Origin of the sequence: Pantoea dispersa (assembly GCF_035783935.1) — a bacterium.
GTDB classification, from domain to species: Bacteria; Pseudomonadota; Gammaproteobacteria; order Enterobacterales; family Enterobacteriaceae; genus Pantoea; species Pantoea dispersa_C.
On record NZ_JALKOV010000008.1, the window covers coordinates 99,237 to 122,998 of the forward strand.

Consider the following 23,762-nt stretch of genomic DNA (forward strand, 5'->3'; position numbering starts at 1 on the left):
GCTAACCTCTTTTCGTTCTCAGACCTAATTGGTGTACGGCAATGGCCGTACAGCAACGGCCGATATGCATGCAACTCACCTGTCTGCACCCGTTAACTATAGCGTAAGGGGCAGACAGATGTGTCTTATTGGCGATGCGTCAGGATGGAGTCGACCAAGCCATACTCTACCGCTTCGCTGGCAGAGAGGAAACGATCGCGCTCGGTGTCGCGTTCAATCTGCTCCAGCGATTTGCCGGTATGTTCAGCCATCAGCTCATTCATGCGCTGCTTCACTTTCAGGATTTCACGCGCGTGGATTTCAATGTCCGTCGCCTGGCCCTGATAACCGCCCAGCGGCTGGTGGATCATCACGCGGGAGTTCGGCAGGCAGAAGCGTTTGCCTTTGGTGCCTGCCGTCAGCAGGAAGGCGCCCATTGAACAGGCCTGGCCCATACAAATGGTGCTCACGTCCGGCTTGATGAACTTCATTGTGTCATAGATCGACATACCGGCGGTAATCACACCACCCGGCGAGTTAATGTAGAGGTAAATGTCTTTTTCAGGATTCTCAGCTTCCAGAAACAGCATCTGCGCCACAATCAGGTTCGCCATATGATCTTCAACCTGACCGGTCAGGAAGATCACACGCTCTTTAAGCAGGCGGGAGTAGATGTCGTAAGAACGCTCGCCGCGCGAGGTTTGTTCGACCACCATTGGCACCAGCGCATTGGTTGGTGCAGTAAATTCACGATCGCCACTGTATGACATTACCGTCTCCTGATAAATTTCATTGGCAACATTCTGTACCGATTTTACGCGAGGCGCGCGGCGAAAACTATGCGCAGCGGTCTCGTTCCGACATTACAGGACGGTTAATCAGCCAGTCTTACTGTTTTCACGCATTCTCCCTGTATCTGGGGATGCAGCCCAGTTGTTTCAAGCATAACAACCTTTTCCCCATTCGCTAACACGGAAAAACAGCTTAACGAAGAATTTGCCGATTAATTAGTCAAATAGCGCACAAATGTGGTTGGTTTCTGTCAGAAACGAAAAAGCCCGCGACTTTGCGGTCGCGGGCTTTAGCACTCAGGGTTAACTAACGAATCAGGCCGCAGAGGTCTGGTTCATCAGTTCCTGGAAATTGGTGGCTTTGTCGGTGACTTTAGCTTTCGCCAGTACCGCTTCAACCGCCTGCTCTTCCAGCGCAACGTTGCGCATGTTGTTCATCAGCTCGCTGTTTTTGCTGTAGAACTCGATCACTTCCTGCGGATCTTCGTACGCAGAAGCCATCTCTTCGATCAGCGCTTTAACGCGATCTTCGTCTGCTTTCAGCTCGTTGATGCGAATCACTTCGCCCAGCAGCAGACCGACCACAACGCGACGTTTTGCCTGCTCTTCGAACAGTTCACGTGGCAGTTCCAGCGCCTGCTTCTCGTTGCCGCCGAAACGCTGTGCCGCCTGACGACGCAGTACGTCGATTTCGCTGTCGATCAGTGCCACTGGCACGTCGATTTCGTTAGCCTCAACCAGGCCGTCAATCGCCTGAGTCTTCACGCGGTTACGGATAGCGCCTTTCAGCTCGCGCTCCATGTTCTTACGCACTTCAGCGCGCAGACCGTCGATAGAGCCATCTTCCACGCCAAAACGCTTAATGAATTCAGCGGTCAGCTCCGGCAGTTCGCGGGTTTCCACTTTCTTCAGCACGATGTCGAACTTCGCGTCTTTCCCTTTCAGGTTTTCCGCGTGGTAGTCATCCGGGAATTTCACGTCGATGGTGAAGGTGTCGCCGGCTTTCTTGCCCACGATGCCCTCTTCGAAGCCTGGGATCATACGACCCTGGCCCATCGCCAGCACGAAGTCAGACGCTTTGCCGCCTTCGAACTCTTCGCCGTCTACCGAGCCGGTAAAGTCGATGGTCGCGCGATCTTCTGCAGCCGCAGCGGCATCAGTCTCTTTCCAGGTGGCCTGCTGCTTCTGCAGGGTTTCCAGCATGGTGTCGACGTCAGCATCGGTCACTTCAACCACTGGCTTCTCAACTTCGATCGCATCCAGGCCTTTCAGCTCAACTTCCGGATACACTTCGAACTCGACCGCGTAGGTGAAGTCTTCGCCTTCTTTATACTCACCTGGCACGTAGTTCGGTGCGCCAGCTGGGTTGATCTTCTCTTTGATGATGGCGTCAACGAAGTTACGCGTCATCAGCTCGCTCAGAACGTCCTGACGAACAGAGGCACCGTAGCGCTGATTAATGATGGTAGCCGGCACTTTGCCTTTACGGAAACCGTCGATACGGACTTTCTTAGCCACTTCCACCAGTTCTTTCTTCACTGCGCTTTCGATGCTGTCCTTAGGAACAGTAATCGAAATGCGACGGCCCAGACCCTGAGTGGTTTCTACTGAAACTGTCATCTTGTTACCTCAAAAAATCACGTGCTCGGTCAACTTCAGACACCACACAATTAATGCGCCGTATCCAACAACCGGGACGGCCTCTGCAGGCAGAACCTAATCCCTGTCACCAGAAGCGTCCCGAAGACATTCCGGAAAAATAGACGCCGCATTATAGCGGCATCCCCGGAATGAGTCGAGGCTGCAAACTCACCACTTTTTAACGGTTTTGCTGCTTTTTTGCGCCGCAGATCGCGTTTGTGCATCATTGAGGTAAGAAAAAACGGCCCGCAGGCCGTTTTGGAGAAAGCGGAACGAAGCACTCAGGCCAGCGTACCGGCACCGCGACAGTTTGGTGAAGCGAGCACGGTATCCTGCAGTCCATCCCACTCTTTGCGGGTGTAGGTATGCAGTGCCAGCGCATGAACGCTGCCTGCCAGCTCGGTCGCCAGCTCGCCATAAATGGCGCGGTGACGCTGCAGGAAGCGCTGTCCGGTGAAAAGGTCGCTGACGATCACCACTTTGAAGTGACTTTCAGACCCGGCAGGCACGTTATGACGATAGCTTTCGTCATGCACTTCGAGATGTGCAGGCTCAAAAGCGTTACGCAGCTTTTCTTCTATTTGTTCGCGAATCATTGTTAACACTCCTCTACGGCGAGCGCTGTGCCCCATCTGTTTAAATATTAGTAGGTTTTTTACCTTTCCCGCACTCGGGCAGCAAAAAAATCCTGCTGCGCTGCGCATCTTAGCCTGCTCAGGCTGGCGGTCAATCGGTTAGCGCATCCGGCGGTCCGAAAAAATCCTTTACAATCAATTTCCCCTGGTCCGGGGCTTTTTTCGCCGTGCCGCAATGCTATGATGGCCGCAGTTTTGCAAACCAACCCATATGCTAACGAGAATGAGTATGTTGAAAAAACTGTTATTCCCTCTGCTGGCTGCCTTTATTTTGGCCGGCTGCGCCAGCAATAACACCACGCTGAACATCCAGCCAAAAATCCAGCTGCCACAGCAGGATCCGAGCCTGATGGGCGTTACCGTCAGCGTTAACGGTGCCGATCAGCGCAGCGATCAGGCTCTGGCCAAAGTGAACCGCGACGGCCAGCTGATCACCCTGACCCCGTCACGCGACCTGCGTTTCCTGCTGCAGGAAGTGCTGGAGAAGCAGATGACCTCGCGCGGCTACATGATTGGCCCGAACGGCGCGGTGGATCTGCAGATCGTGGTTAATGGCCTGTACGCCGATGTCACGCAGGGCAACGTGCGTTACAGCATCACCACCAAAGCGGACATTTCCATCATCGCGACGGCGAAGAACGGCAACAAGCAGGTGAAAAACTACCGTCAGACTTACAGCGTAGAAGGTGCCTTCAGCGCCACTAACGATAAGATCACCAACGCGGTTAACTCGACCCTGAGCGACGTGATTGCCGATATGGCGCAGGACACCAGCGTCAACAACTTCATCAAGCAAAACGCGCGTTAATCTTCCGCAGTAATCTGCCCGGTCAGCGCTGACCGGGCTTCATCTCAGGCTGGCTATGACATTTCACTATCTGCGTATTTTTACCCAACGTAACGCTGCGGTCCTGCTGCTGCTCGGTTTCGCTTCCGGTCTGCCGCTGGCGCTCACCGCCGGTACGCTCCAGGCGTGGATGACGGTAGAGAATGTCGACCTGAAAACCATTGGCTTCTTCTCCCTTGTCGGTCAGGCTTACGTGTTTAAGTTCCTGTGGTCGCCGATGATGGATCGCTACACGCCTCCTTTTCTTGGCCGGCGGCGCGGCTGGCTGTTGATCACGCAATTCGCCCTGATTGCCGGCATTGTGGCGATGGGCTTTATGCAGCCGTCACGCGATCTTACCCTGCTGGCGGCACTGGCGGTGCTGGTGGCCTTCTGCTCTGCTTCACAGGATATTGTGTTCGATGCGTGGAAAACCGATGTGCTGCCGCCAGAAGAGCGCGGCAGCGGCGCGGCGATTACCGTGCTCGGCTACCGGCTGGCGATGCTGATTTCCGGCGGCCTGGCGCTGTGGCTGGCGGATCGCTATCTCGGCTGGCAGGCCACCTACTGGCTGATGGCGCTGCTGATGGTGCCCGGACTGATTGCCACGCTGCTGGCGCGTGAACCGGAGATGCCGGCGCGCGAACCGCACTCGCTGCGTCAGGCCGTGGCGTTTCCGCTGAAGGATTTCTTTCAGCGCAACAACGCCTGGCTGCTGATCACCTTGATCATCCTTTATAAGCTGGGCGACGCGTTCGCCGCTTCGCTCACCACCACCTTCCTGATTCGCGGCGTGGGCTTCAGCGCCGGGGATGTCGGGCTGGTGAACAAGACGCTCGGCCTGCTGGCGACCATTATCGGTGCGCTGTACGGCGGCGTGCTGATGCAGCGCCTGAGCCTGTTCCGCGCGCTGATGATCTTCGGCGTGCTGCAGGCGGTGTCTAATTTTGCCTACTGGCTGCTGGCGGTGACGCCACCGCATCTGTGGAGCATGGCCAGCGCGGTGTTTATCGAAAACCTGTGCGGCGGCATGGGCACCGCCGCCTTTGTCGCGTTGCTGATGACGCTGTGCAACAAATCGTTCTCGGCCACGCAGTTTGCGCTGCTGTCAGCGCTGTCGGCGGTCGGACGCGTGTATGTCGGTCCGGCGGCTGGCTGGCTGGTCGAACTGTGGGGCTGGCCGGTGTTTTATGCCTTCACCGTGGTGGCCGCCGTGCCAGGCCTGTTGCTGCTGTGGGCGTGTCGCGGCACGCTGCAGGCAATGCAGCACAGCGGTGAGTTCATCAAGCGCAGCCTGTGGCCGCAGGGCTATCGCTGGACGGTACGCCTGTTTGCGGCGGGCTGTGCGCTGCTGGCGCTGTGGCTGCTGGCGCTGGCGCTGAGTGCGGCGGATGTCTGGCACAGCGCGATGCTGCCGACGCATCTGTTTGAGGCCGGCATGACACTGGCGCTGCTGGCGGTGCTGCTCGGCGTGATGCTGGACTGGCTGGCATTAAGAAAAACAGCGTCAAATCGTGCACATTAACGCTGCGCTATTTGCCAGACGGGGATAAATCGCTTAAAAATAGCTCCCGGCGAATTTTAAGCGATAGCATTTTTTTTAACGCGAAATAGAAACATTAAATTAACAATCCTGCGCAATATTTAAATCCGGTGAGCAATTAATTTGTAGAAATTTCATCGCCAAAATGATGCAGAATTGTTAAATAAATGAGTATTAAAACTCCGGTTTATGCTTTCCCTGATTTCTCTGCGGTTAATGTCATTGGTTTTTGTTATATTGCCGCCAACTGCTTGTCACAGTTAATAATTTGTCACCCTGCGCAACATCTGTGACACCCTTAGCAAAAGGTGTCAACAGGCTTCTGACACATCCTTAAGCTGGTTTACACTGCATAAACCTTCCCGTAAAATGCGCGCACACTTAAACGACAATAGAGCCCTTTGTCATTGAGGTCGTTAAATGAGACTCAGGAAATACAATAAAAGTTTGGGGATTTTGTCATTAATTGCAGGCGCTGTATTACTCAGCGGCTGCGATAGTGCGTTGTTAAATCCCAAGGGACAGATTGCACTGGAGCAACGTTCACTGATTCTGACAGCTTTCGGCTTGATGATGATCGTCGTTATTCCGGCAGTCTTAATGGCTGTTGTGTTCGCCTGGAAATATCGGGCAACCAATACCAACGCGAAGTATAGCCCTAACTGGTCACACTCTAACAAAGTGGAAGCCGTGGTCTGGACCATTCCGATCCTGATCATTCTCTTCCTCGGCGTGCTGACCTGGAAATCAACCCACGCGCTGGAGCCGAGCAAACCGCTGGCCTCTGACGTGAAACCGGTTGAGATCGACGTAGTGGCACTGGACTGGAAATGGCTGTTCATCTACCCGGAACAGGGTATTGCAACCGTCAACCAGATTGCCTTCCCGGCAAATACTCCGGTGAACTTCAAGATCACCTCGAACTCCGTCATGAACTCCTTCTTTATTCCTACGCTCGGCAGCCAGATCTACGCCATGGCGGGTATGCAGACCAAACTGCACCTGATCGCCAATGAGCCAGGTACGTTCGACGGTATCTCTGCTAACTTCAGCGGTCGCGGTTTCTCTGGCATGAAGTTCAAAGCCATTGCCACCAAAGACGATGCGGAATTCCAGCAGTGGGTTGCCAAAGTTAAAGCGGCACCTAACACGCTGACCACCATGGATGATTTCGAAAAACTGGCTGCGCCAAGCGAAAATCACCCGGTGGAATATTTCTCAACTGCGAATCCGGAACTGTTCAAGCAGGTTATTGATAAGTTCATGATGAGCCACGGGAAAATGGACATGTCGCACGAAGGCATGGACATGAATCACGCCGCAGCTGCGGGAGCCGAGGAATAATACGATGTTCGGAAAATTAACACTGGATGCAGTGCCCTACCATGAACCCATTATCATGGTTACGGTCGCCGGTATCATCATTGGTGGTCTGGCGCTGATCGCTGCTATTACCTATTTCGGTAAGTGGCAGTATCTGTGGTCTGAATGGTTAACCTCCATCGACCACAAAAAACTGGGTATCATGTACATTATCATGGCCTTCGTCATGCTGCTGCGCGGCTTTGCCGATGCGGTAATGATGCGTACCCAACAGGTTATGGCTTCCGCCGGGGAAGCAGGCATACTGCCACCGCACCACTACGACCAGATCTTCACCGCCCACGGCGTGATCATGATCTTCTTCGTGGCGATGCCTTTCGTGGTGGGTCTGATGAACATCGCGGTTCCGCTGCAAATCGGTGCCCGTGACGTTGCCTTCCCGTTCCTGAACAACCTGAGCTTCTGGTTCACCGCTATCGGTGTAATCCTGGTTAACCTGTCACTGGGTGTGGGCGAATTCGCGCAGACCGGCTGGCTGGCTTACCCACCGCTTTCGGGGGCAGAATACAGTCCTGGCGTCGGGGTCGATTACTGGATCTGGAGTCTCCAGCTCTCCGGTATTGGTACTACGCTGACCGGTATCAACTTCTTCGTGACCATCCTGAAGATGCGTGCACCGGGCATGGACCTGTTCAAGATGCCGGTGTTCACCTGGGCAGCACTGTGTACTAACGTCCTGATTATCGCTGCGTTCCCGGTTCTGACCGTGACGCTGGCTCTGTTGACGCTTGATCGTTACCTCGACTTCCATTTCTTTACCAATGATATGGGCGGTAACATGATGATGTACGTCAACCTGATCTGGGTCTGGGGTCACCCGGAAGTGTACATCCTTGTTCTGCCGGTGTTCGGTGTCTTCTCTGAAGTCACGGCTACCTTCTCGAAAAAGCGTCTGTTCGGTTACACCTCGCTGGTGTGGGCGACCATCGCTATTACCGTTCTGTCGTTCATCGTTTGGCTGCACCACTTCTTCACCATGGGTGCCGGCGCGAACGTAAACGCCTTCTTCGGTATCATGACGATGATCATCGCGATTCCGACCGGGGTGAAAATCTTCAACTGGCTGTTCACCATGTATCAGGGTCGTATCGAGTTCAACTCGGCGATGCTGTGGACCATCGGCTTCCTGGTTACCTTCTCCGTTGGCGGGATGACCGGCGTACTACTGGCGGTGCCAGGCGCAGACTTCGTGCTGCACAACAGCCTGTTCCTGATTGCACACTTCCACAACGTTATCATCGGTGGTGTGGTGTTCGGTTGTATGGCTGGCGTGACCTACTGGTTCCCGAAAGCGTTCGGTTTCACCCTGAACGAAACCTGGGGCAAACGCGCATTCTGGTTCTGGATCATTGGCTTCTTCGTTGCCTTTATGCCGCTATACGCGCTGGGCTTCATGGGGATGACCCGTCGTCTGAGCCAGGACATCGATCCGCAGTTCCACTCTCTGCTGGTGGTTGCAGCAGGCGGTGCGGCGCTGATCGCCTGCGGTATTCTGTGCCAGCTTATCCAGTTCTGGGTATCGGTGCGTGACCGTGAGCAGAACCGCGATCTGACCGGTGACCCGTGGGGCGGCCGTACGCTGGAGTGGGCAACCTCTTCACCTCCGCCGTTCTACAACTTTGCTGTGATCCCGCATATCCACGAGCGTGATGCGTTCTGGGAAATGAAAGAGAAAGGCGAAGCGTACAAGCAGCCAGAAAAATATGAAGAAATTCATATGCCGAAAAACAGCGGCGCGGCCATTGTTATCGCAGCCTTCATGACAGTCTTCGGTTTTGCCCTGATCTGGCACATCTGGTGGCTGGCAGGTCTTACTTTCCTTGGCACCATCGTGACCTGGATTGTGAAGAGCTTCGATGAAGACGTGGATTACTACGTACCGGTTGCTGAAATCGAGAAGATCGAGAAGAAGCACTTTGATGACATCAGCAAAGCAGGTCTGAAATAATGTCAACTGAAACCGTGAAACACCACCACGACGCCCATGCGGAGCATGGGCATCACGATGCGGGAGCCAATAAAGTCTTTGGCTTCTGGATCTACCTGATGAGTGACTGCATTATCTTCGCAACCCTGTTTGCGACCTATGCGGTCATGGTTAACAACACTGCCGGTGGCCCGGCAGGTAAAGATATCTTCGAACTGCCGTTCGTGCTGGTTGAAACCGCGCTGCTGCTGCTGAGCTCCATTACTTATGGCATGGCAGTGATCGCGATGAACAACCAGAACAAAGGTTCGGTCATCAGCTGGCTGGCGTTGACCTTCCTGTTCGGTGCCGGATTTATCGGGATGGAAATCTATGAATTCCATCACCTGATAAAGGAAGGTTTCGGTCCTGACCGCAGCGGCTTCCTGTCTGGCTTCTTTACGCTGGTCGGTACGCACGGTCTGCACGTGACCTCTGGTCTGATCTGGATGGCCGTGCTGATGTTCCAGATCGCTAAACGCGGTCTGAGCGCCACCAACCGCACCCGTATCATGTGTCTGAGCCTATTCTGGCACTTCCTGGATGTGGTGTGGATCTGCGTATTCACCGTTGTCTATCTGATGGGGGCCATGTAATGAGTCATTCTGTAAACGAACATGGTGCATCTCACGGTAGCGTGAAGTCGTACATGATCGGCTTCATCCTTTCAATCATCCTGACGGCGATCCCGTTCTGGATGGTGATGGATGGCAGTGCTTCTCACGGCACCATTCTGGGTGTGGTTCTGGTGTGCGCAGTGGTTCAGGTGCTGGTGCACCTGGTCTACTTCCTGCATCTGGACAGCAAATCCGAGGGTGGCTGGAACATGGTGGCCATTGTCTTCTCCGCAGTCATTATCCTGATTGTGGTGATCGGCTCACTGTGGATTATGTGGAACCTCAACTACAACATGATGGCCCACTAAAGAGTCACGCGTAATGATTAAGCAATACCTGCAAGTAACAAAACCAGGAATTATTTTCGGCAATTTAATTTCTGTGATCGGTGGATTCCTGCTGGCTTCAAAAGGCAGCATTGATTACCCCCTGTTTCTCGTCGCTTTGGTGGGCGTTTCGCTGGTGGTCGCATCCGGTTGTGTATTCAACAATGTGATTGACCGCGACATCGACATCAAAATGGAGAGAACGCGGAACCGTGTTCTGGTCAAAGGCCTGATCTCGGCGAAAGTAAGCCTGGTTTATGCAACCGCATTGGGTATTGCTGGCTTTGCGTTGCTGTATTTTGGCGCTAACCCGCTGGCCATGTGGCTGGCGGTGATGGGCTTCGTCGTCTATGTCGGCATTTACAGCCTCTACATGAAGCGTCATTCGGTCTATGGCACGCTGATTGGCAGCCTCTCCGGCGCAGCGCCGCCGGTAATTGGCTACTGCGCGGTGACCAACCAGTTTGATGCCGGCGCGTTAATCTTACTGGCTATCTTTAGCCTGTGGCAGATGCCGCACTCGTACGCGATTGCCATCTTCCGCTTCAAAGATTATCAGGCCGCCAACATTCCGGTTCTGCCGGTGGTGAAAGGCATCTCGGTGGCGAAAAATCATATTACGCTGTATATCCTGGCGTTCATGATTGCCACCCTGATGCTTACGCTGGGCGGCTATGCTGGCTACAAATATCTGGTGGTCGCTGCCGCGGTAAGCGTGTGGTGGCTCGGCATGGCACTGTCAGGTTACAAAACCTCAAACGATAAAGTTTGGGCACGTAAGCTGTTTGTGTTCTCGATTGTCGCCATCACTGCACTGAGCGTGATGATGTCGGTGGACTTTATGGCCCCGGCCTCCAAAGACCTGCTGACTTACGTCTGGTAAGTCAGACCGTCACTCCGGACAAGGGCGCGAATTTCGCGCCCTTTCTTTTTGTTACCACTGCTTAAAAACAATTGTTTTACCCGCCCTGCCCCGCTTCCTAAAATAAGCGCTGCATGTTCCGGTGATTCGGGTGGCAGATAAGGGCGCGCAGCCTGCGCCTCTGCAACCTGAAGTGCCAGGGGCATAAACTTACAGAGGTTGGAATGAACGATAATAGAATGACACCAGTTGAGCTTCGGGCAACATGGGGTTTAGGCACAGTTTTTTCCCTGCGCATGCTGGGAATGTTTATGGTCCTGCCGGTGCTGACCACCTACGGCATGGCTTTGCAGGGCGCCAGCGAAACGTTAATCGGTCTGGCAATTGGTATTTATGGTCTGGCGCAGGCGGTGTTTCAGATCCCCTTTGGTCTGCTGTCCGACCGTATTGGCCGCAAGCCGCTGATTGTCGGTGGCCTGCTGCTGTTTGTGCTTGGCAGCATCATTGCCGCCACCACCAGCTCCATCTGGGGCATTATCCTCGGCCGGGCGCTGCAGGGCTCCGGGGCGATTGCCGCGGCGGTGATGGCGCTGCTGTCAGACCTGACCCGTGAACAGAACCGCACCAAAGCGATGGCGTTTATCGGCATCAGCTTCGGCGTCACCTTTGCGATCGCCATGGTGGTCGGCCCGATTGTCACCCACGCGCTCGGTCTGCACGCGCTGTTCTGGATGATCGCCCTGCTTGCCAGCCTGGGCATTGTCATCACCCTGCTGGTGGTGCCGAATGCGCCGGGCCACGTGCTGAACCGCGAATCCGGCATGGTCAAAGGCAGCATTCGCGCGGTACTGGCCAATCCCAAATTGCTGAAGCTAAATATCGGCATTCTCTGCCTGCACATTTTGCTGATGTCGAGCTTCGTCGCGCTGCCGGGCCAGTTTGAACAGGCCGGCTTCCCGGCGGCTGAACACTGGAAAGTGTATCTGGTGACCATGCTGGTGGCGTTTGTCGCCGTGGTGCCGTTTATTATCTATGCCGAAGTGAAACGCCGCATGAAGCGCGTGTTTGTCGGCTGTGTGGCGCTGATCATCATCGCCGAAATCGTGCTGTGGGGCGCCGCAGGTCACTTCTGGACGCTGGTGATTGGCGTCCAGCTGTTTTTCCTCGCCTTTAACCTGATGGAAGCCATTCTGCCGTCGCTGATCAGCAAAGAGTCGCCGGCGGGCTACAAGGGCACGGCGATGGGGATTTATTCCACCAGCCAGTTTATTGGCGTCGCGATTGGCGGCAGCCTGGGCGGCTGGATCTTCGGCCACGTCGATGCGCAAACGGTGTTTCTGGTCGGCGCGATAGTGGCAGCGGCATGGCTGTTTGTCGCCATGTCAATGCAGGAACCGCCGTATGTCAGCAGCCTGCGCCTGGTGCTGAGCGATGCGGTGCTGGCAGTACCGAATCTGGAGAAGCGGCTGCGCGCGCAGCCCGGTGTGGCATCGGTGTTTATCGTGCCGGAAGAGAAAAGTGCCTACATTAAAATTGACAGCAAAGTGACGAGCCGCGTGGAGCTGGAGGCGCTGCTCGCCAGCAGTTAATGCTTTAGCCATAGCGGACCGCGATGCTCTGGCTCCACGCGGTCCGCTCAGTGTCACTACAGCGACATATCCACCACAATACGCCCTTCAATTTTGCCGGCGTGCATGCGCGCAAAGATATCGTTGATGTTAGTCAGCGGCTCAACCGCGACATTCGCTTTCACCTTATGGCGACCGGCAAAATCCAGCGCTTCCTGCAGATCTTTACGCGTGCCGACAATCGAACCGCGCACCGTAATGCCATCCAGCACCATGTCGAAAATCGACAGATCGAATTTACCCGGCGGCAGGCCATTAAGCACCATGGTGCCGCCGCGACGCAGCGTGCCGATCGCCTGTTCAAACGCTTTTGGCGATACCGCCGTCACCAGCACGCCGTGCGCACCGCCAAAGCTCTCCTGAAACACTTTCGCCGGGTCAACCTGCTTCGCATTGGCAACCACGCTGGCCCCGAGCCGTTTGGCAAACGCCAGCTTGTCGTCGTCGATGTCGACCGCCGCCACGTTGAGCCCCATCGCCACCGCATACTGAATAGCCATGTGCCCCAGGCCGCCGATGCCGGAAACCACCACCCAGTCACCCGGTTTGGTATCGGTCATCTTCAGGCCTTTGTAGACCGTCACGCCGGCACACAGAATCGGCGCGACCTCGTTGAACTCAACGTTGTCCGGAATGATGCCGACGTAGTTCGCATCCGCCAGGCAGTACTCGGCAAAACTGCCGTTGACCGAATAGCCGGCATTCTGCTGCGACAGACACAGCGTCTCCCAGCTGTCGAGGCAGTGCTCGCAGTGACCGCAGGCCGAATAGAGCCACGGCACACCGACGCGATCGCCCAGTTTGAGATGTTTCACGCCCTCGCCAATGGCTACCACCTGCCCGACGCCTTCATGGCCGGGAATGAACGGCGGATTAGGCTTGATCGGCCAGTCGCCTTCGGCGGCGTGCAGGTCGGTGTGACACACGCCGGTGGCGGCGATTTTCACCAGAATCTGCCCCGGCCCGACGGACGGCACCGGCACCTGCTCGATCACCAGCGGTTCGCCAAACGCCTTTACAACGGCGGCTTTCATGGTGGTTTTGATTTGCATATTCATCTTTCACTCTCCATTTGATCGGATGCGGACTCAGAACAGCCCCAGTGGCGCTGTGCCATAGCTGACCAGCAGATTTTTGGTTTGTTGATAGGCGCTGAGCGCCATTTTGTGGGTCTCACGCCCGACGCCCGACTGCTTGTAGCCACCGAATGCCGCATGGGCGGGATAGATGTGATAGCAGTTGGTCCAGACGCGACCGGCTTTAATGCCGCGGCCCATGCGATACGCCAGATTGGTATCGCGCGTCCACACGCCCGCGCCCAGACCAAACTGGGTTTCATTGGCGATCGCGAGCGCCTCTGCCTCATCGTGGAACGTGGTGACGCCAATCACTGGCCCAAAAATCTCCTCCTGGAAACAGCGCATTTGGTTGCTGCCCTTAATCAGGGTGGGCTGGATGTAGAATCCGTTATCCAGCTCTGCGGCGATGTGTGCACGCTCGCCCCCAGTCAGAATCTGACCGCCTTCTTCACGGGCGATGTTGATATAGGACAGGATTTTGTCGAGTTGCTGGCGCGAAGCCTGAGCGCCGATCATGGTGTCGGTATCGAGCGGATCGCCGCGGCGAATGGTGGCAACCTTCGCCAGCACCCGCTCCATAAAGGGTTGATAAATTGATTCATGAATCAGCGCACGCGAAGGACAGGTACAGACTTCGCCCTGATTGAAGAAGCCGAGCACCAGCCCCTCAACCGCTTTCTCGATGAATTCCTCTTCGCCCGACATCACATCCGCGAAATAGATATTGGGCGATTTGCCGCCCAGCTCGACGGTGCAGGGAATGATGTTCTCCGCCGCGCAGGCCATGATGTGGCGCCCGACCGGCGTGGAGCCGGTAAAGGCAATTTTGGCGATGCGCTTACTGGTGGCCAGCGCTTCCCCGGCTTCGCGCCCAAAACCCTGCACCACATTCAGCACGCCCGGCGGGAACAGATCGCCAATCAGCTCCATCAGCAGCGTAATACCGAGCGGCGTCTGTTCGGCTGGTTTCAGCACCACGCAGTTACCGGCGGCCAGCGCCGGTGCCAGCTTCCACGCCGCCATGAGCAGCGGGAAATTCCACGGGATGATCTGCCCGACCACGCCGAGCGGCTCGTGGAAGTGATAGGCCACCGTGGTTTCGTCGATCTCGGCGGTGCTGCCCTCCTGCGCGCGCAGGCAGCCGGCAAAGTAGCGGAAATGGTCAACCGCCAGCGGCAGGTCGGCGTTGAGCGTCTCGCGAATCGGTTTACCGTTATCCCAGCTCTCCGCTACCGCCAGCCTTTCGAGATTGGCTTCCATGCGATCGGCCACCTGCAGCAGCAGGTTGGCGCGCTGCTGCACGCTGGTTTTGCCCCAGGCATCCGCCGCCTGATGCGCCGCATCCAGCGCCAGATCGATGTCACGCGCGTCGGAGCGCGGGAACTGAGCGATATCGCTGCCGTCAACCGGCGAGGTGTTCATAAAGTACTGGCCGCTCAGCGGCTCGGTGAAGTTGCCGGCGATATAGTTGCCGTAGGTCGCCGGGAAAGAGACCAGCGCGCCGGGCGTACCGGGATGTGCATAACGCATCGCAAACTCCTTATTATCAGGTCAGAGGGTCTGAACAGGCAGCGCAACTGCCTGCATCGGTTATTGCAGCACGCGTGCCAGTTTTTTCTCACTCATCGACTCTGCTATAAAAGCAATATTTTTCAATAAGCTATGATTTTACCTCGCCACAAAAATCGCCCATCGCCCAGGACAAACGCCGTATCTGTGTTGCGTATCGCAACAGTGCAGAAACCCGAGCGCTACAATGTTGCAACACTTTCACGCCGTTCTGAGGTCACTCATGCAGGGAAATTCTGCCGCGTCTGCCGTGCACGCCAACCCGCTGTTAAGCGACTCCTGGTTCCGCAGTCAGCTGTATGGGCTGGAGCGCAGCGCCGACGATTTCCCGCGCGTGCGCCAGGGCGAGCTGGCCGATGTACTGGCCAGCAACGCCGGCCTGCAGCAGTTTGCGCAACCGGTGATTCGGCAGCTGGCGCAGCAGATGGCCGACACGCAGTCGGTGGTGATCCTGTCCGATGCCAGCGGACTGGTGCTGAACACCTTTGGCGATATGCAGGCACTGGAGAAAGCGCAGCGCTTTGCCCTCGCGCCGGGGAATTTATGGAGCGAATGCGGACGCGGCACCAACGCGATCGGCACCGCGCTGGCGATTGATGATGGCTGCGAAATTGACGGCCAGCAGCATTTCCTGACGCGCAATCAGGGCCTGTACTGCGCCGCGATGCCGCTGCAGATGCCCAACGGCCAGATTGCCGGCGTGCTGGATATCTCCGGCCCGGCGCACTTTTCCCATCCGCATACGCTGAACCGGGTGAAAGCGGCGGCCAAACAGATCGAGTATCTGTGGGTGAAGCAGAGCCTGCATCCGCAGCAGTGGCTGCTCAGTCTGCATCCACAACCGCAGGGCATCGATACCAGTGATGAACTGCTGCTGGTGTTCTCGGATAACGTGCTGACAGCGGCCAACCGGCTGGCGATGCGTGAGCTGGCGCTCAGCGCCGACCGCTTTGCCAGCCTGACGTTTCAGCAGCTGTTTCCGCAACTGCCGCAGCAGGCCAACAGCGTTCCCGCTGCAGTCGATATTGGCACGCAGCGTTACTGGTTCCGGCTGCGTGCGCCGCAGCGCAGCCACGTCAGCGTGTCGGACAGCCGCGCGCAGGACCTGCCCTGCGCGCTGCGGGGCGACGGTGCAAAAATGGTGCGGCTTCTGGATGCCGGCGTTTCGCTGTGCATTTATGGCGAAACCGGCAGCGGCAAAGAATATGTCAGCCGCGCGCTGCATCAGCAGAGCCGCTGGCGCGCCGGCAAGTTTGTCGCCATTAACTGTGCAGCCATCCCGGAAGCGCTGATTGAATCCGAACTGTTTGGCTACCAGCCTGGCGCGTTTACCGGTGCCAGTAAAAATGGCTACATTGGCAAAATTCGTGAAGCGGACGGCGGCGTGCTGTTTCTGGATGAAATTGGGGATATGCCGCTGGCGCTGCAAACCCGTTTGCTGCGTGTGCTGCAGGAAAAAGAGGTGGCACCGCTCGGCTCCAGCCGCAGCTGGCCGGTGAATTTTGCCGTGATTTGCGCCACGCATCGCGATCTGGCCCAGCGCGTCGCCGCCGGCGAGTTTCGTGAAGATTTGCTCTATCGTCTGCAGGAGTTTGCGCTGACCATTCCGCCGCTGCGCGACTGGCCGGATGTTGCTGGCTTCATCCGCAATTTATGGCAGGAGCTGGGAGCCGATCAGCGTGGTGTTGCGCTGTCTCCGGCGCTGCTGACGGCGCTGGCACAGCAGCCATGGCCGGGCAATGTGCGTCAGCTCCGCAGTCTGCTGCGCGTGCTGCTGGCGCTGGCCGATGAAGGCGAAGTGCTGACGGAAAGCCATTTGCCGGCGGAGTATCGCCGTGCGCCGGCATTGCCGCTGCGTGAACGTCACGATGAACAGCTGATCAGTGACACGCTACAGCGCTATGAAGGCAATATCAGTAAAGCAGCGCAGGCGCTGGGCGTCGCGCGCAGCACGCTGTATCGTCGTGCGGCACGCGACAAAGGGGATTAGTCGCGGAAGTTTTTGAACTGGAACGGCTGGCCAAGGTTGCCACCGCGCACCAGCGCCATCGCACCCTGCAGATCGTCGCGTGATTTACCGGTGACGCGCAGCTCTTCACCCTGAATCTGCGTCTGTACCTTCAGCTTGCTGTCTTTGATCAGCTTAACGATCTTTTTCGCGACATCGCTCTCGATGCCCTTTTTCAGCTTCGCTTCCACGCTCCAGCTTTTACCGCTGTGCACAATCTCTTCCGGCACTTCAATCGCCGCGCCTTCAATGCCGCGCTTCAGCAGCTTTTCACGCAGAATATCCACCAGCTGCTTCACCTGAAAATCAGATTCGCTGGTGACTTTGATGGTCTCATTCTTTTCGTTGAGCTCAATGCTGGCGCTCACGTTGCGGAAATCGAAACGGGTTGAGATCTCGCGGTTGGCATTCTCCACCGCATTACGCACTTCCGGCAGTTCGACTTCGGAAACGATATCGAAAGATGGCATCTTTTCTTCTCCTGATACTAAAGTGACATGCATAATACGCGTCTTGTCGCACTAAGAAAACACGCGACGCGGAAAGCTATAATTAAGGGTGTGACATCCATTCACCCACCCGCCAGCGGGAGGCACAATGAAAATTACCGTGTTGGGTTGCGGTGCCCTGGGTCAGGTCTGGCTCGCGGCCCTTGCACGCCAGGGACATGAGGTTCAGGGCTGGCTGCGCGTACCGCAGCCGTACTGCTCGGTCAACGTGGTCGACCCGCAGGGCCACGTCAGCAATCACACCTTCATCGCCAACGATCCGCTGTTTCTGGCCGACAGCCAGTTGCTGCTGGTTACCCTGAAAGCACCGCAGGTATCCCCGGCAGTGAAAAATCTGCAAAGCGTGCTGCCGCGTCACGCGCCAATCCTGCTGCTGCACAACGGCATGGGCACGGTTGAAGAGCTAAAAGAGATACAGCAGCCGCTGCTGCGCGGTATTACGACGCATGCGGCGATGCGCGACGGCACGGTGATCAAACACGTGGCGCAGGGTGTGACTCACATCGGGCCGACCGGACGCGAAAGCGCGGCGCTGAGCGATATCGCCGATATCCTGCACCAGGCATTGCCGGATGTGGCGTGGCACGACAACATCGCGTCGGCCAGCTGGCGTAAGCTGGCGGTCAACTGTGTGATTAATCCGGTAACGGTTGAGCACGACTGCCAGAACGGCGCGCTGCGCGCCTGGCCGGAACAGATCAACCGGCTGTGTGAAGAGCTGGTCTGGGTGATGGAGCGCGAGGGCCAGCATATCGCGCTGGATAACCTGCGTGACATCATTTACGACGTTATCGACAGTACCGCCGCGAATGTCTCCTCAATGCTGCAGGATGTGCGCGCGCAGCGTCAGACTGAGATTGATTACATTACCGGCTACCTGCTGCGCCGCGCCCGCGCGCAGGGCATCGCACTGCCGGAAAATACCCGTTTGTACGACCTGATTAAACGCAAGGAGTCCCAATATGAGCGCGAACGCATCAGTGCTGGTTTGCCTGGCCCATGGCAGTGAAGAGACCGAAGCGGTCACCACCATTGACCTGCTGGTCCGCGCCGGCCTGAAGGTCACCACCGCCAGCGTGGAGAGCGACGGCACGCGCGAAATCGTCTGCTCGCGCGGCGTGCGTCTGCTGGCTGATGCGCCGCTGGTTGAGGTGGCGGATAACGATTTTGCCGCCATCGTCCTGCCGGGCGGTATTAAAGGTGCTGAAACCTTCCGCGACAGCCCGCTGCTGGTGGAGACGGTGCGTCAGTGCCATCTGGCAGGCAATATCGTCGCGGCGATTTGTGCCGCGCCGGGCACGGTGCTGGTGCCACATGATCTGTTTCCGGTGGGTAACATGACCGGTTTTCCGGGTCTGAAGCACACCATTCCGGAAGGAAAATGGATGGAGCGCCGTGTGGTGTGGGATCCGCGCGTTAATCTGCTGACCAGTCAGGGACCGGGCACGGCGATCGATTTTGCCCTGAAGCTGATTGATTTGCTGGTGGATAAAGAGACGGCGCGCGACGTGGCGTCACAGCTGGTGCTGGCGGCAGGGATTTATAATTATCAGGAATTTGAAGAGCGCGAATAAGAAAAGGTCGCCATCAATGGCGACCCTGCAGGACGATTGCGCGTTAAGTGTTGGGTGCGCACCCGGTTTGGCGTGCACCCGATTTTATCTGCACCAGGCTTAACGCACGCCGCGGTTATGGACGGTAAACCTTCACGTTCTTAAAGCCCTGCTCATGCAGATACAACGCCTGCAACCGGCTCATCACGCCGCGATCGCAGTACAGCAGCCAGGTTCTGCTCTGATCGAGATCGCCGAACTGGGTGCTCAGCTTATAGAACGGCAGCGATTTCACCTCAACGCCTGACAGCGCCAGCGGCTTGTCGTCCTGCTCATCAATCGCACGGATATCCAGCACCACATCGTTGCCGCTGAACGACGCGACGGTTTCTACTTCCACCACCTCTTCTTCGGTCTGCTCAGCGATTTCGCGGATATCGACGTTAGTGGCTTCCTGCACCACGCGCTGCAGAATATCGAAATCGAAGTTCTGCTCTTCGGCTTCAATCTTCGCCTTCACCGCTTTCACCGTCGGGCTTTTCGAAATCACGCCGCAATATTCCGGCATGGTGCGAGCAAAGTCTTCGGTGCCGATCTGACGCGCAATATTGATGATGTGCTCTTTATCGTGCGAGATCAGCGGGCGCAGAATCAGCGTGTCGGACGCGTTATCAATTAAACGCAGATTAGTCAGCGTCTGGCTGGAGACCTGGCCCAGCGCCTCACCGGTCACCAGCGCCTGCACGCCATAGCGCTCAGCCACCATCGACGCCGCACGCACCATCATGCGCTTCAGCACCACGCCCATCTGACCGTCGTCGACTTTTTCCAGAATCTCGCCCACCACCGGTTCAAAGTTGATGGCGACAAAGCGCACGCGATGCGAACGGCCGAAACGCTGCCATAGATAGTGTGCTACCTGGCGCACGCCAATTTCATGCGCCGCACCGCCGAGGTTAAAGAAGCAGTAGTGCACGCGACAGCCGCGGCGCATCAGCATGTAGCTGGAAACGCCGGAGTCAAAGCCGCCGGAAATCAGCGACAGCACATCTTCCTGGGTACCGATCGGGAAGCCGCCCAGCCCTTCATAACGGCCGGTGATCAGCAGCAGGCGATCGTCTTCAATCTCCAGATTCACCGTCACATCCGGGTGATTCAGTTGCACGCGCGCGCTTTCAATGTGCTGGTTGAGGCCGCCACCGACGTAGCGCTCCACATCCTGCGAGCTAAAGCTGTGCTTACCGCGACGCTTCACGCGCACGCAGAAGCTCTTGCCTTCCAGCCGCTCACGGTTAAGCGCCAGCGTCTGCTCGAAGATATCGTGCATGTCGGTGTAGGCACGGTCTTCAACTGCCAGCACGTGATGAATACCGGGAATACGCGTCAGCTCTTCCGTGACGGTGGCGCGCAGGGCTTCCTTCTTCGCGCGCACTTCGATGTGATCCCAGTGGCGCACCACGGCGATCTCGTCGTCAAGGGTACGCAGGGTATTACGGATGTTACCGGTCAGAATTTTGATAAAGCGCAGGCGCACCGACTGACTTTTGATGGTGATTTCAGGGAAGAGCTTGATGATAAACTTCATGGCGACACAGCTTCGTTGGGCAAATAAGTGCTAAAATCATCAGCACTTAGCTGGTAAAATCATATAATTGCGGGTTGGCTTCAGCCACCGCATCCGAGGCGCGCAAGTATATCACCTTTGTCGGGTGACTGCTGTAAGCAACCTTCGCCGCATTGATTATTTTGCTAATCAATGCCCGTCGGCTACCATGACCGATTGCAACATAATGTCCCAACCTGTGAGTCGACACTGATTATGCCGAAAAAAGCCGAAGCGCCTGTGAGTTTTGAAAACGCACTGCAGCAGCTGGAACAGATTGTCAGCCGTCTGGAGAGTGGCGAACTGCCGCTGGAAGAGGCGCTGAATGAATTCGAACGCGGCGTACAGCTGGCACGCAGCGGCCAGCAAACCCTGCAGGCGGCAGAACAGCGCGTGCAGATTCTGCTGAGCGACGACAAAGACGCCCCGCTCACCCCTTTCACGCCGGAAAATGAGTGATGGATTTCGTGCAACTGCAGCGCGCCTACCATGAGCGCGTGAACCAGGCGTTGACGCGCTTAATAGATCCACTTCCTTTTCAGAGTTCTCCTCTGGTGAACGCCATGCAATATGGGGCACTATTAGGCGGTAAGCGCCTGCGCCCGTTTCTGGTGTATGCCACCGGCGAAATGCTGCGGGCCGAGGCGTCCAGCCTGGATGCACCGGCCGCAGCGGTGGAGTGCATTCACGCGTATTCTTTGATTCACGATGATCTGCCGGCGATGGACGACGATGCGTTACGTCGCGGGCAGCCAACCTGCCATATCAAATATGGCGAAGACACGGCGATTCTGGCCGGCGATGCCCTGCAAACCCTGGCGTTTACCATCCTCGCGGACCAGCCGATGCCCGGCGTCAGCCCGCAGGATCGCATTGCCATGATTTCCGAACTGGCGCAGGCCAGCGGCGTGGCCGGCATGTGCGGTGGCCAGGCGCTGGATCTCGCCGCCGAAGGCAAATCCGTCGATCTGCACCAGCTGGAGCAGATTCATCGCCACAAAACCGGTGCGCTGATCCGCGCCGCTGTGCGTCTCGGCGCACTGACTGCTGGGGCTGCGGGCCGCGATGCGCTGCCGCAGCTGGATATCTACGCCAACGCCATCGGACTGGCGTTTCAGGTGCAGGATGACATCCTCGACGTGGTCGGTGATACCGCCGTACTGGGCAAAACCCAGGGAGCCGATCAGGCGCTGGGGAAAAGCACTTATCCGGCGCTGCTGGGACTGGATAACGCGCGGGCCAAAGCGCAGGATCTCTATCGCGAAGCACTGGGCGCGCTGGAGGTGCTGGCGGCACAGTCATATGACACCACCGCGCTGCAGGCTCTGGCCAGCTTTATAATTGAACGCGATAAATAACTTATATAATGAGTCTCTGATGAGTTTTGATATTGCAAAATACCCGACACTGGCATTAGCAGGCACGGTTCAGGAATTACGTTTACTGCCAAAAGAGCAACTTCCGGACCTGTGCGATGAGCTGCGTCAGTATCTGCTGGACAGCGTAAGCCGCTCGTCTGGCCACTTTGCTTCGGGTCTGGGCGTCGTCGAGCTGACCGTCGCGTTGCATTATGTGTACAACACCCCGTTTGATCATCTGGTGTGGGACGTTGGCCATCAGGCCTATCCACATAAGATTCTCACCGGCCGCCGCGATCGCATCGGCACTATCCGGCAGAAAAATGGCCTGCATCCGTTCCCGTGGCGCGGTGAAAGCGAGTACGACGTATTGAGCGTGGGCCACTCGTCGACCTCCATCAGCGCCGGTCTCGGCATGGCCGTGGCCGCCGAACGTGAAGGGAAAGGCCGGCGCACCGCCTGTATCATTGGTGACGGCGCGATTACCGCCGGCATGGCGTTTGAAGCGATGAACCACGCCGGTGATATCAAGCCGGATATGCTGGTGATCCTCAACGACAACGAAATGTCGATCTCCGAGAACGTGGGCGCGCTCAACAATCGCCTGGCGCAGATTCTGTCGGGGAAAACCTATTCACGCCTGCGCGAAGGCGGCAAGCGCGTGCTGGGCGGGCTGCCGCCGATCAAAGAGCTGGTAAAGCGCACCGAAGAGCACCTGAAAGGCATGGTGGTGCCGGGCACGCTGTTTGAGGAGCTGGGCTTTAACTATATCGGTCCGGTCGACGGTCACGATGTACTGACGCTGGTCAGCACGCTGAAGAATATGCGCGATCTGAAAGGGCCGCAGTTCCTGCACATCATGACCAAAAAGGGCAAAGGCTACGCACCGGCGGAAGAAGATCCGATCACCTGGCACGCGGTACCGAAATTCGATCCGGCCAGCGGCTCGCTGCCAAAAAGCGCGCCGGGCCTGCCGAGCTACTCAAAGATTTTTGGTAACTGGCTGAGCGAGATGGCCGCCGACGATGCGCGGCTGATGGCGGTGACGCCGGCCATGCGCGAAGGCTCTGGCATGGTGAGCTACTCGCGTGATTATCCGCAGCAGTATTTTGACGTGGCGATCGCCGAGCAGCATGCGGTGACGTTCGCCGCGGGCATGGCCATCGGCGGTTACAAGCCGGTAGTGGCGATCTACTCGACCTTCCTGCAGCGCGCCTACGATCAGGTGATTCACGACGTGGCGATTCAGCAATTGCCGGTCCTGTTTGCTATCGATCGCGGCGGTATTGTCGGTGCTGATGGCCAGACGCACCAGGGCGCATTTGATATCGCTTATCTGCGCTGCGTGCCAGGCATGGTGATCATGACGCCAAGCGATGAAAACGAATGCCGCCTGATGCTTTACACCGGCTATCACTATCAGGACGGCCCAAGCGCGGTGCGCTATCCGCGCGGTACCGGCACCGGTGCCACGCTGGAACCGCTGGCCAGCCTGCCGCTTGGCAAAGGGGTAATTAAGCGCCGCGGCGAGCAGCTGGCGATCCTCAATTTCGGCACCCTGCTGCCGGAAGCACAGGCTGCTGCCGACGCGCTCAACGCCACGCTGGTTGACATGCGCTTTGTTAAGCCGCTGGATGAAGCGCTGATTAGCGAGCTGGCGGCCAGCCACGACGCGCTGATTACGCTGGAAGAAGGCGCGATCAAAGGCGGTGCCGGCAGCGGCGTCAACGAATACGTGATGGCAAAACGCCTGCGCGTGCCGGTGCTGAACCTCGGCCTGCCGGATGAGTTCATTCCGCAGGGGACGCAGGAAGAAGTGCGTCAGGATTATCAGCTCGACGCCGCCGGCATCCAGCAGCAAATCGCCGCCTGGCTGGCGCAGTAAC

21 protein-coding genes are annotated in these 23,762 nt (G+C 57.0%); 14 read left to right on the forward strand and 7 right to left on the reverse strand.

Translation table 11 applies throughout. The annotated features are described in order from the left end of the window. Window positions 1-125: 125 nt before the first annotated feature. The 3 genes from clpP to bolA form a co-directional block, all read right to left on the reverse strand. A complete protein-coding gene (gene clpP / locus MXF20_RS16090) occupies window positions 126-749 on the reverse strand; it encodes an ATP-dependent Clp endopeptidase proteolytic subunit ClpP (protein WP_010616837.1) in 624 nt (207 codons plus the stop codon). A 336-nt stretch (window positions 750-1,085) separates the two neighbouring features. After that, window positions 1,086-2,390: a trigger factor gene (gene tig, locus MXF20_RS16095; protein ID WP_325970280.1), complete on the reverse strand. Its 1,305-nt coding sequence runs from the start codon at window positions 2,388-2,390 to the stop codon at window positions 1,086-1,088. A gap of 302 nt (window positions 2,391-2,692) precedes the next feature. After that, window positions 2,693-3,007 carry a transcriptional regulator BolA gene (bolA, locus tag MXF20_RS16100; RefSeq protein WP_058757958.1) on the reverse strand — a complete coding sequence of 105 codons (315 nt, stop codon included), beginning with the start codon at window positions 3,005-3,007 and terminating at the stop codon, window positions 2,693-2,695. Window positions 3,008-3,275: 268 nt separating this feature from the next. On the opposite strand from bolA, the gene MXF20_RS16105 reads away from it, so the two are divergent. The 8 genes from MXF20_RS16105 to MXF20_RS16140 all read left to right on the forward strand — a co-directional run bounded on the left by MXF20_RS16105 (window position 3,276) and on the right by MXF20_RS16140 (window position 12,158). Beyond that, window positions 3,276-3,854 carry a lipoprotein gene (locus tag MXF20_RS16105; protein ID WP_021507183.1) on the forward strand — a complete coding sequence of 193 codons (579 nt, stop codon included), beginning with the start codon at window positions 3,276-3,278 and terminating at the stop codon, window positions 3,852-3,854. 55 nt (window positions 3,855-3,909) lie between these two features. Further along, window positions 3,910-5,397: a muropeptide MFS transporter AmpG gene (ampG, locus tag MXF20_RS16110; RefSeq protein ID WP_325970281.1), complete on the forward strand. Its 1,488-nt coding sequence runs from the start codon at window positions 3,910-3,912 to the stop codon at window positions 5,395-5,397. 438 nt (window positions 5,398-5,835) lie between these two features. Beyond that, window positions 5,836-6,759, forward strand: coding sequence for a cytochrome o ubiquinol oxidase subunit II (cyoA, locus tag MXF20_RS16115; RefSeq protein WP_031279652.1), 924 nt, complete (start codon window positions 5,836-5,838; stop codon window positions 6,757-6,759). A gap of 4 nt (window positions 6,760-6,763) precedes the next feature. Next, window positions 6,764-8,746 carry a cytochrome o ubiquinol oxidase subunit I gene (cyoB, locus tag MXF20_RS16120; RefSeq protein ID WP_325970282.1) on the forward strand — a complete coding sequence of 661 codons (1,983 nt, stop codon included), beginning with the start codon at window positions 6,764-6,766 and terminating at the stop codon, window positions 8,744-8,746. Further along, window positions 8,746-9,360 carry a cytochrome o ubiquinol oxidase subunit III gene (locus MXF20_RS16125; protein WP_021507179.1) on the forward strand — a complete coding sequence of 205 codons (615 nt, stop codon included), beginning with the start codon at window positions 8,746-8,748 and terminating at the stop codon, window positions 9,358-9,360. The genes cyoB and MXF20_RS16125 overlap by 1 nt, the downstream gene beginning before the upstream one ends. Next, entirely contained in the window at window positions 9,360-9,689 is a 330-nt protein-coding gene (locus MXF20_RS16130) for a cytochrome o ubiquinol oxidase subunit IV (RefSeq protein WP_022549333.1), read from the forward strand. The genes MXF20_RS16125 and MXF20_RS16130 overlap by 1 nt, the downstream gene beginning before the upstream one ends. 13 nt (window positions 9,690-9,702) lie before the next feature. Further along, complete coding sequence (gene cyoE, locus MXF20_RS16135; RefSeq protein WP_325970283.1) at window positions 9,703-10,590, forward strand: heme o synthase; 888 nt, start codon at window positions 9,703-9,705, stop codon at window positions 10,588-10,590. A 203-nt stretch (window positions 10,591-10,793) separates the two neighbouring features. Then, window positions 10,794-12,158 carry an MFS transporter gene (locus MXF20_RS16140; protein WP_325970284.1) on the forward strand — a complete coding sequence of 455 codons (1,365 nt, stop codon included), beginning with the start codon at window positions 10,794-10,796 and terminating at the stop codon, window positions 12,156-12,158. 56 nt (window positions 12,159-12,214) lie between these two features. Here the strand turns inward: MXF20_RS16140 and adhP are convergent, their stop codons facing one another. Further along, window positions 12,215-13,255 (reverse strand): alcohol dehydrogenase AdhP, encoded by a 1,041-nt coding sequence (gene adhP / locus MXF20_RS16145; protein WP_390975618.1) that lies wholly within the window; start codon window positions 13,253-13,255, stop codon window positions 12,215-12,217. A 30-nt stretch (window positions 13,256-13,285) separates the two neighbouring features. Next, the gene (locus MXF20_RS16150) at window positions 13,286-14,806 is read right to left on the reverse strand and encodes an aldehyde dehydrogenase family protein (protein ID WP_325970285.1); all 1,521 of its coding nucleotides are present in this window, start codon (window positions 14,804-14,806) and stop codon (window positions 13,286-13,288) included. Between the two features lie 262 nt (window positions 14,807-15,068). Between MXF20_RS16150 and MXF20_RS16155 the strand changes: the two genes are divergently transcribed. Then, on the forward strand, window positions 15,069-16,835 hold the full coding sequence (locus MXF20_RS16155) for a sigma-54-dependent Fis family transcriptional regulator (protein WP_325970286.1): 1,767 nt from the start codon (window positions 15,069-15,071) through the stop codon (window positions 16,833-16,835). Here the strand turns inward: MXF20_RS16155 and MXF20_RS16160 are convergent. Next, entirely contained in the window at window positions 16,832-17,323 is a 492-nt protein-coding gene (locus MXF20_RS16160; RefSeq protein ID WP_325970287.1) for a YajQ family cyclic di-GMP-binding protein, read from the reverse strand. The two genes, MXF20_RS16155 and MXF20_RS16160, sit on opposite strands and share 4 nt — an antisense overlap. Window positions 17,324-17,450: 127 nt before the next feature. Between MXF20_RS16160 and panE the strand changes: the two genes are divergently transcribed. Together panE and yajL are read left to right on the forward strand one after the other, a co-directional pair. Beyond that, a complete protein-coding gene (panE, locus tag MXF20_RS16165; RefSeq protein WP_325970288.1) occupies window positions 17,451-18,371 on the forward strand; it encodes a 2-dehydropantoate 2-reductase in 921 nt (306 codons plus the stop codon). Continuing rightward, window positions 18,325-18,936, forward strand: coding sequence for a protein deglycase YajL (gene yajL, locus MXF20_RS16170; RefSeq protein WP_325970289.1), 612 nt, complete (start codon window positions 18,325-18,327; stop codon window positions 18,934-18,936). Before panE ends, yajL begins: the two co-directional genes overlap by 47 nt. Before the next feature lie 115 nt (window positions 18,937-19,051). Here yajL and thiI read toward each other — a convergent pair whose 3' ends face one another. After that, the gene (gene thiI, locus MXF20_RS16175; protein ID WP_325970290.1) at window positions 19,052-20,500 is read right to left on the reverse strand and encodes a tRNA uracil 4-sulfurtransferase ThiI; all 1,449 of its coding nucleotides are present in this window, start codon (window positions 20,498-20,500) and stop codon (window positions 19,052-19,054) included. 234 nt (window positions 20,501-20,734) lie between these two features. Between thiI and xseB the strand changes: the two genes are divergently transcribed. From xseB to dxs, 3 genes are read left to right on the forward strand one after another with little or no spacing between them, the layout of a single operon-like run. Next, window positions 20,735-20,977: an exodeoxyribonuclease VII small subunit gene (gene xseB, locus MXF20_RS16180; RefSeq protein WP_021507169.1), complete on the forward strand. Its 243-nt coding sequence runs from the start codon at window positions 20,735-20,737 to the stop codon at window positions 20,975-20,977. Further along, window positions 20,977-21,876: a (2E,6E)-farnesyl diphosphate synthase gene (ispA, locus tag MXF20_RS16185; RefSeq protein WP_325970291.1), complete on the forward strand. Its 900-nt coding sequence runs from the start codon at window positions 20,977-20,979 to the stop codon at window positions 21,874-21,876. Before xseB ends, ispA begins: the two co-directional genes overlap by 1 nt. A gap of 19 nt (window positions 21,877-21,895) precedes the next feature. Continuing rightward, window positions 21,896-23,761 carry a 1-deoxy-D-xylulose-5-phosphate synthase gene (gene dxs / locus MXF20_RS16190; protein ID WP_325970292.1) on the forward strand — a complete coding sequence of 622 codons (1,866 nt, stop codon included), beginning with the start codon at window positions 21,896-21,898 and terminating at the stop codon, window positions 23,759-23,761. Window position 23,762 lies beyond the last annotated feature (1 nt).

What these genes read in the sequence shown, in the direction of transcription:
- clpP (WP_010616837.1), bottom strand. Translation starts at nt 749, where the DNA reads ATGTCATACAGTGGCGATCGTGAATTTACTGCACCAACCAATGCGCTG.
- tig (WP_325970280.1), bottom strand. Translation starts at nt 2,390, where the DNA reads ATGACAGTTTCAGTAGAAACCACTCAGGGTCTGGGCCGTCGCATTTCG.
- bolA (WP_058757958.1), bottom strand. Translation starts at nt 3,007, where the DNA reads ATGATTCGCGAACAAATAGAAGAAAAGCTGCGTAACGCTTTTGAGCCT.
- MXF20_RS16105 (WP_021507183.1), top strand. Translation starts at nt 3,276, where the DNA reads ATGTTGAAAAAACTGTTATTCCCTCTGCTGGCTGCCTTTATTTTGGCC.
- ampG (WP_325970281.1), top strand. Translation starts at nt 3,910, where the DNA reads ATGACATTTCACTATCTGCGTATTTTTACCCAACGTAACGCTGCGGTC.
- cyoA (WP_031279652.1), top strand. Translation starts at nt 5,836, where the DNA reads ATGAGACTCAGGAAATACAATAAAAGTTTGGGGATTTTGTCATTAATT.
- cyoB (WP_325970282.1), top strand. Translation starts at nt 6,764, where the DNA reads ATGTTCGGAAAATTAACACTGGATGCAGTGCCCTACCATGAACCCATT.
- MXF20_RS16125 (WP_021507179.1), top strand. Translation starts at nt 8,746, where the DNA reads ATGTCAACTGAAACCGTGAAACACCACCACGACGCCCATGCGGAGCAT.
- MXF20_RS16130 (WP_022549333.1), top strand. Translation starts at nt 9,360, where the DNA reads ATGAGTCATTCTGTAAACGAACATGGTGCATCTCACGGTAGCGTGAAG.
- cyoE (WP_325970283.1), top strand. Translation starts at nt 9,703, where the DNA reads ATGATTAAGCAATACCTGCAAGTAACAAAACCAGGAATTATTTTCGGC.
- MXF20_RS16140 (WP_325970284.1), top strand. Translation starts at nt 10,794, where the DNA reads ATGAACGATAATAGAATGACACCAGTTGAGCTTCGGGCAACATGGGGT.
- adhP (WP_390975618.1), bottom strand. Translation starts at nt 13,255, where the DNA reads ATGAATATGCAAATCAAAACCACCATGAAAGCCGCCGTTGTAAAGGCG.
- MXF20_RS16150 (WP_325970285.1), bottom strand. Translation starts at nt 14,806, where the DNA reads ATGCGTTATGCACATCCCGGTACGCCCGGCGCGCTGGTCTCTTTCCCG.
- MXF20_RS16155 (WP_325970286.1), top strand. Translation starts at nt 15,069, where the DNA reads ATGCAGGGAAATTCTGCCGCGTCTGCCGTGCACGCCAACCCGCTGTTA.
- MXF20_RS16160 (WP_325970287.1), bottom strand. Translation starts at nt 17,323, where the DNA reads ATGCCATCTTTCGATATCGTTTCCGAAGTCGAACTGCCGGAAGTGCGT.
- panE (WP_325970288.1), top strand. Translation starts at nt 17,451, where the DNA reads ATGAAAATTACCGTGTTGGGTTGCGGTGCCCTGGGTCAGGTCTGGCTC.
- yajL (WP_325970289.1), top strand. Translation starts at nt 18,325, where the DNA reads ATGAGCGCGAACGCATCAGTGCTGGTTTGCCTGGCCCATGGCAGTGAA.
- thiI (WP_325970290.1), bottom strand. Translation starts at nt 20,500, where the DNA reads ATGAAGTTTATCATCAAGCTCTTCCCTGAAATCACCATCAAAAGTCAG.
- xseB (WP_021507169.1), top strand. Translation starts at nt 20,735, where the DNA reads ATGCCGAAAAAAGCCGAAGCGCCTGTGAGTTTTGAAAACGCACTGCAG.
- ispA (WP_325970291.1), top strand. Translation starts at nt 20,977, where the DNA reads ATGGATTTCGTGCAACTGCAGCGCGCCTACCATGAGCGCGTGAACCAG.
- dxs (WP_325970292.1), top strand. Translation starts at nt 21,896, where the DNA reads ATGAGTTTTGATATTGCAAAATACCCGACACTGGCATTAGCAGGCACG.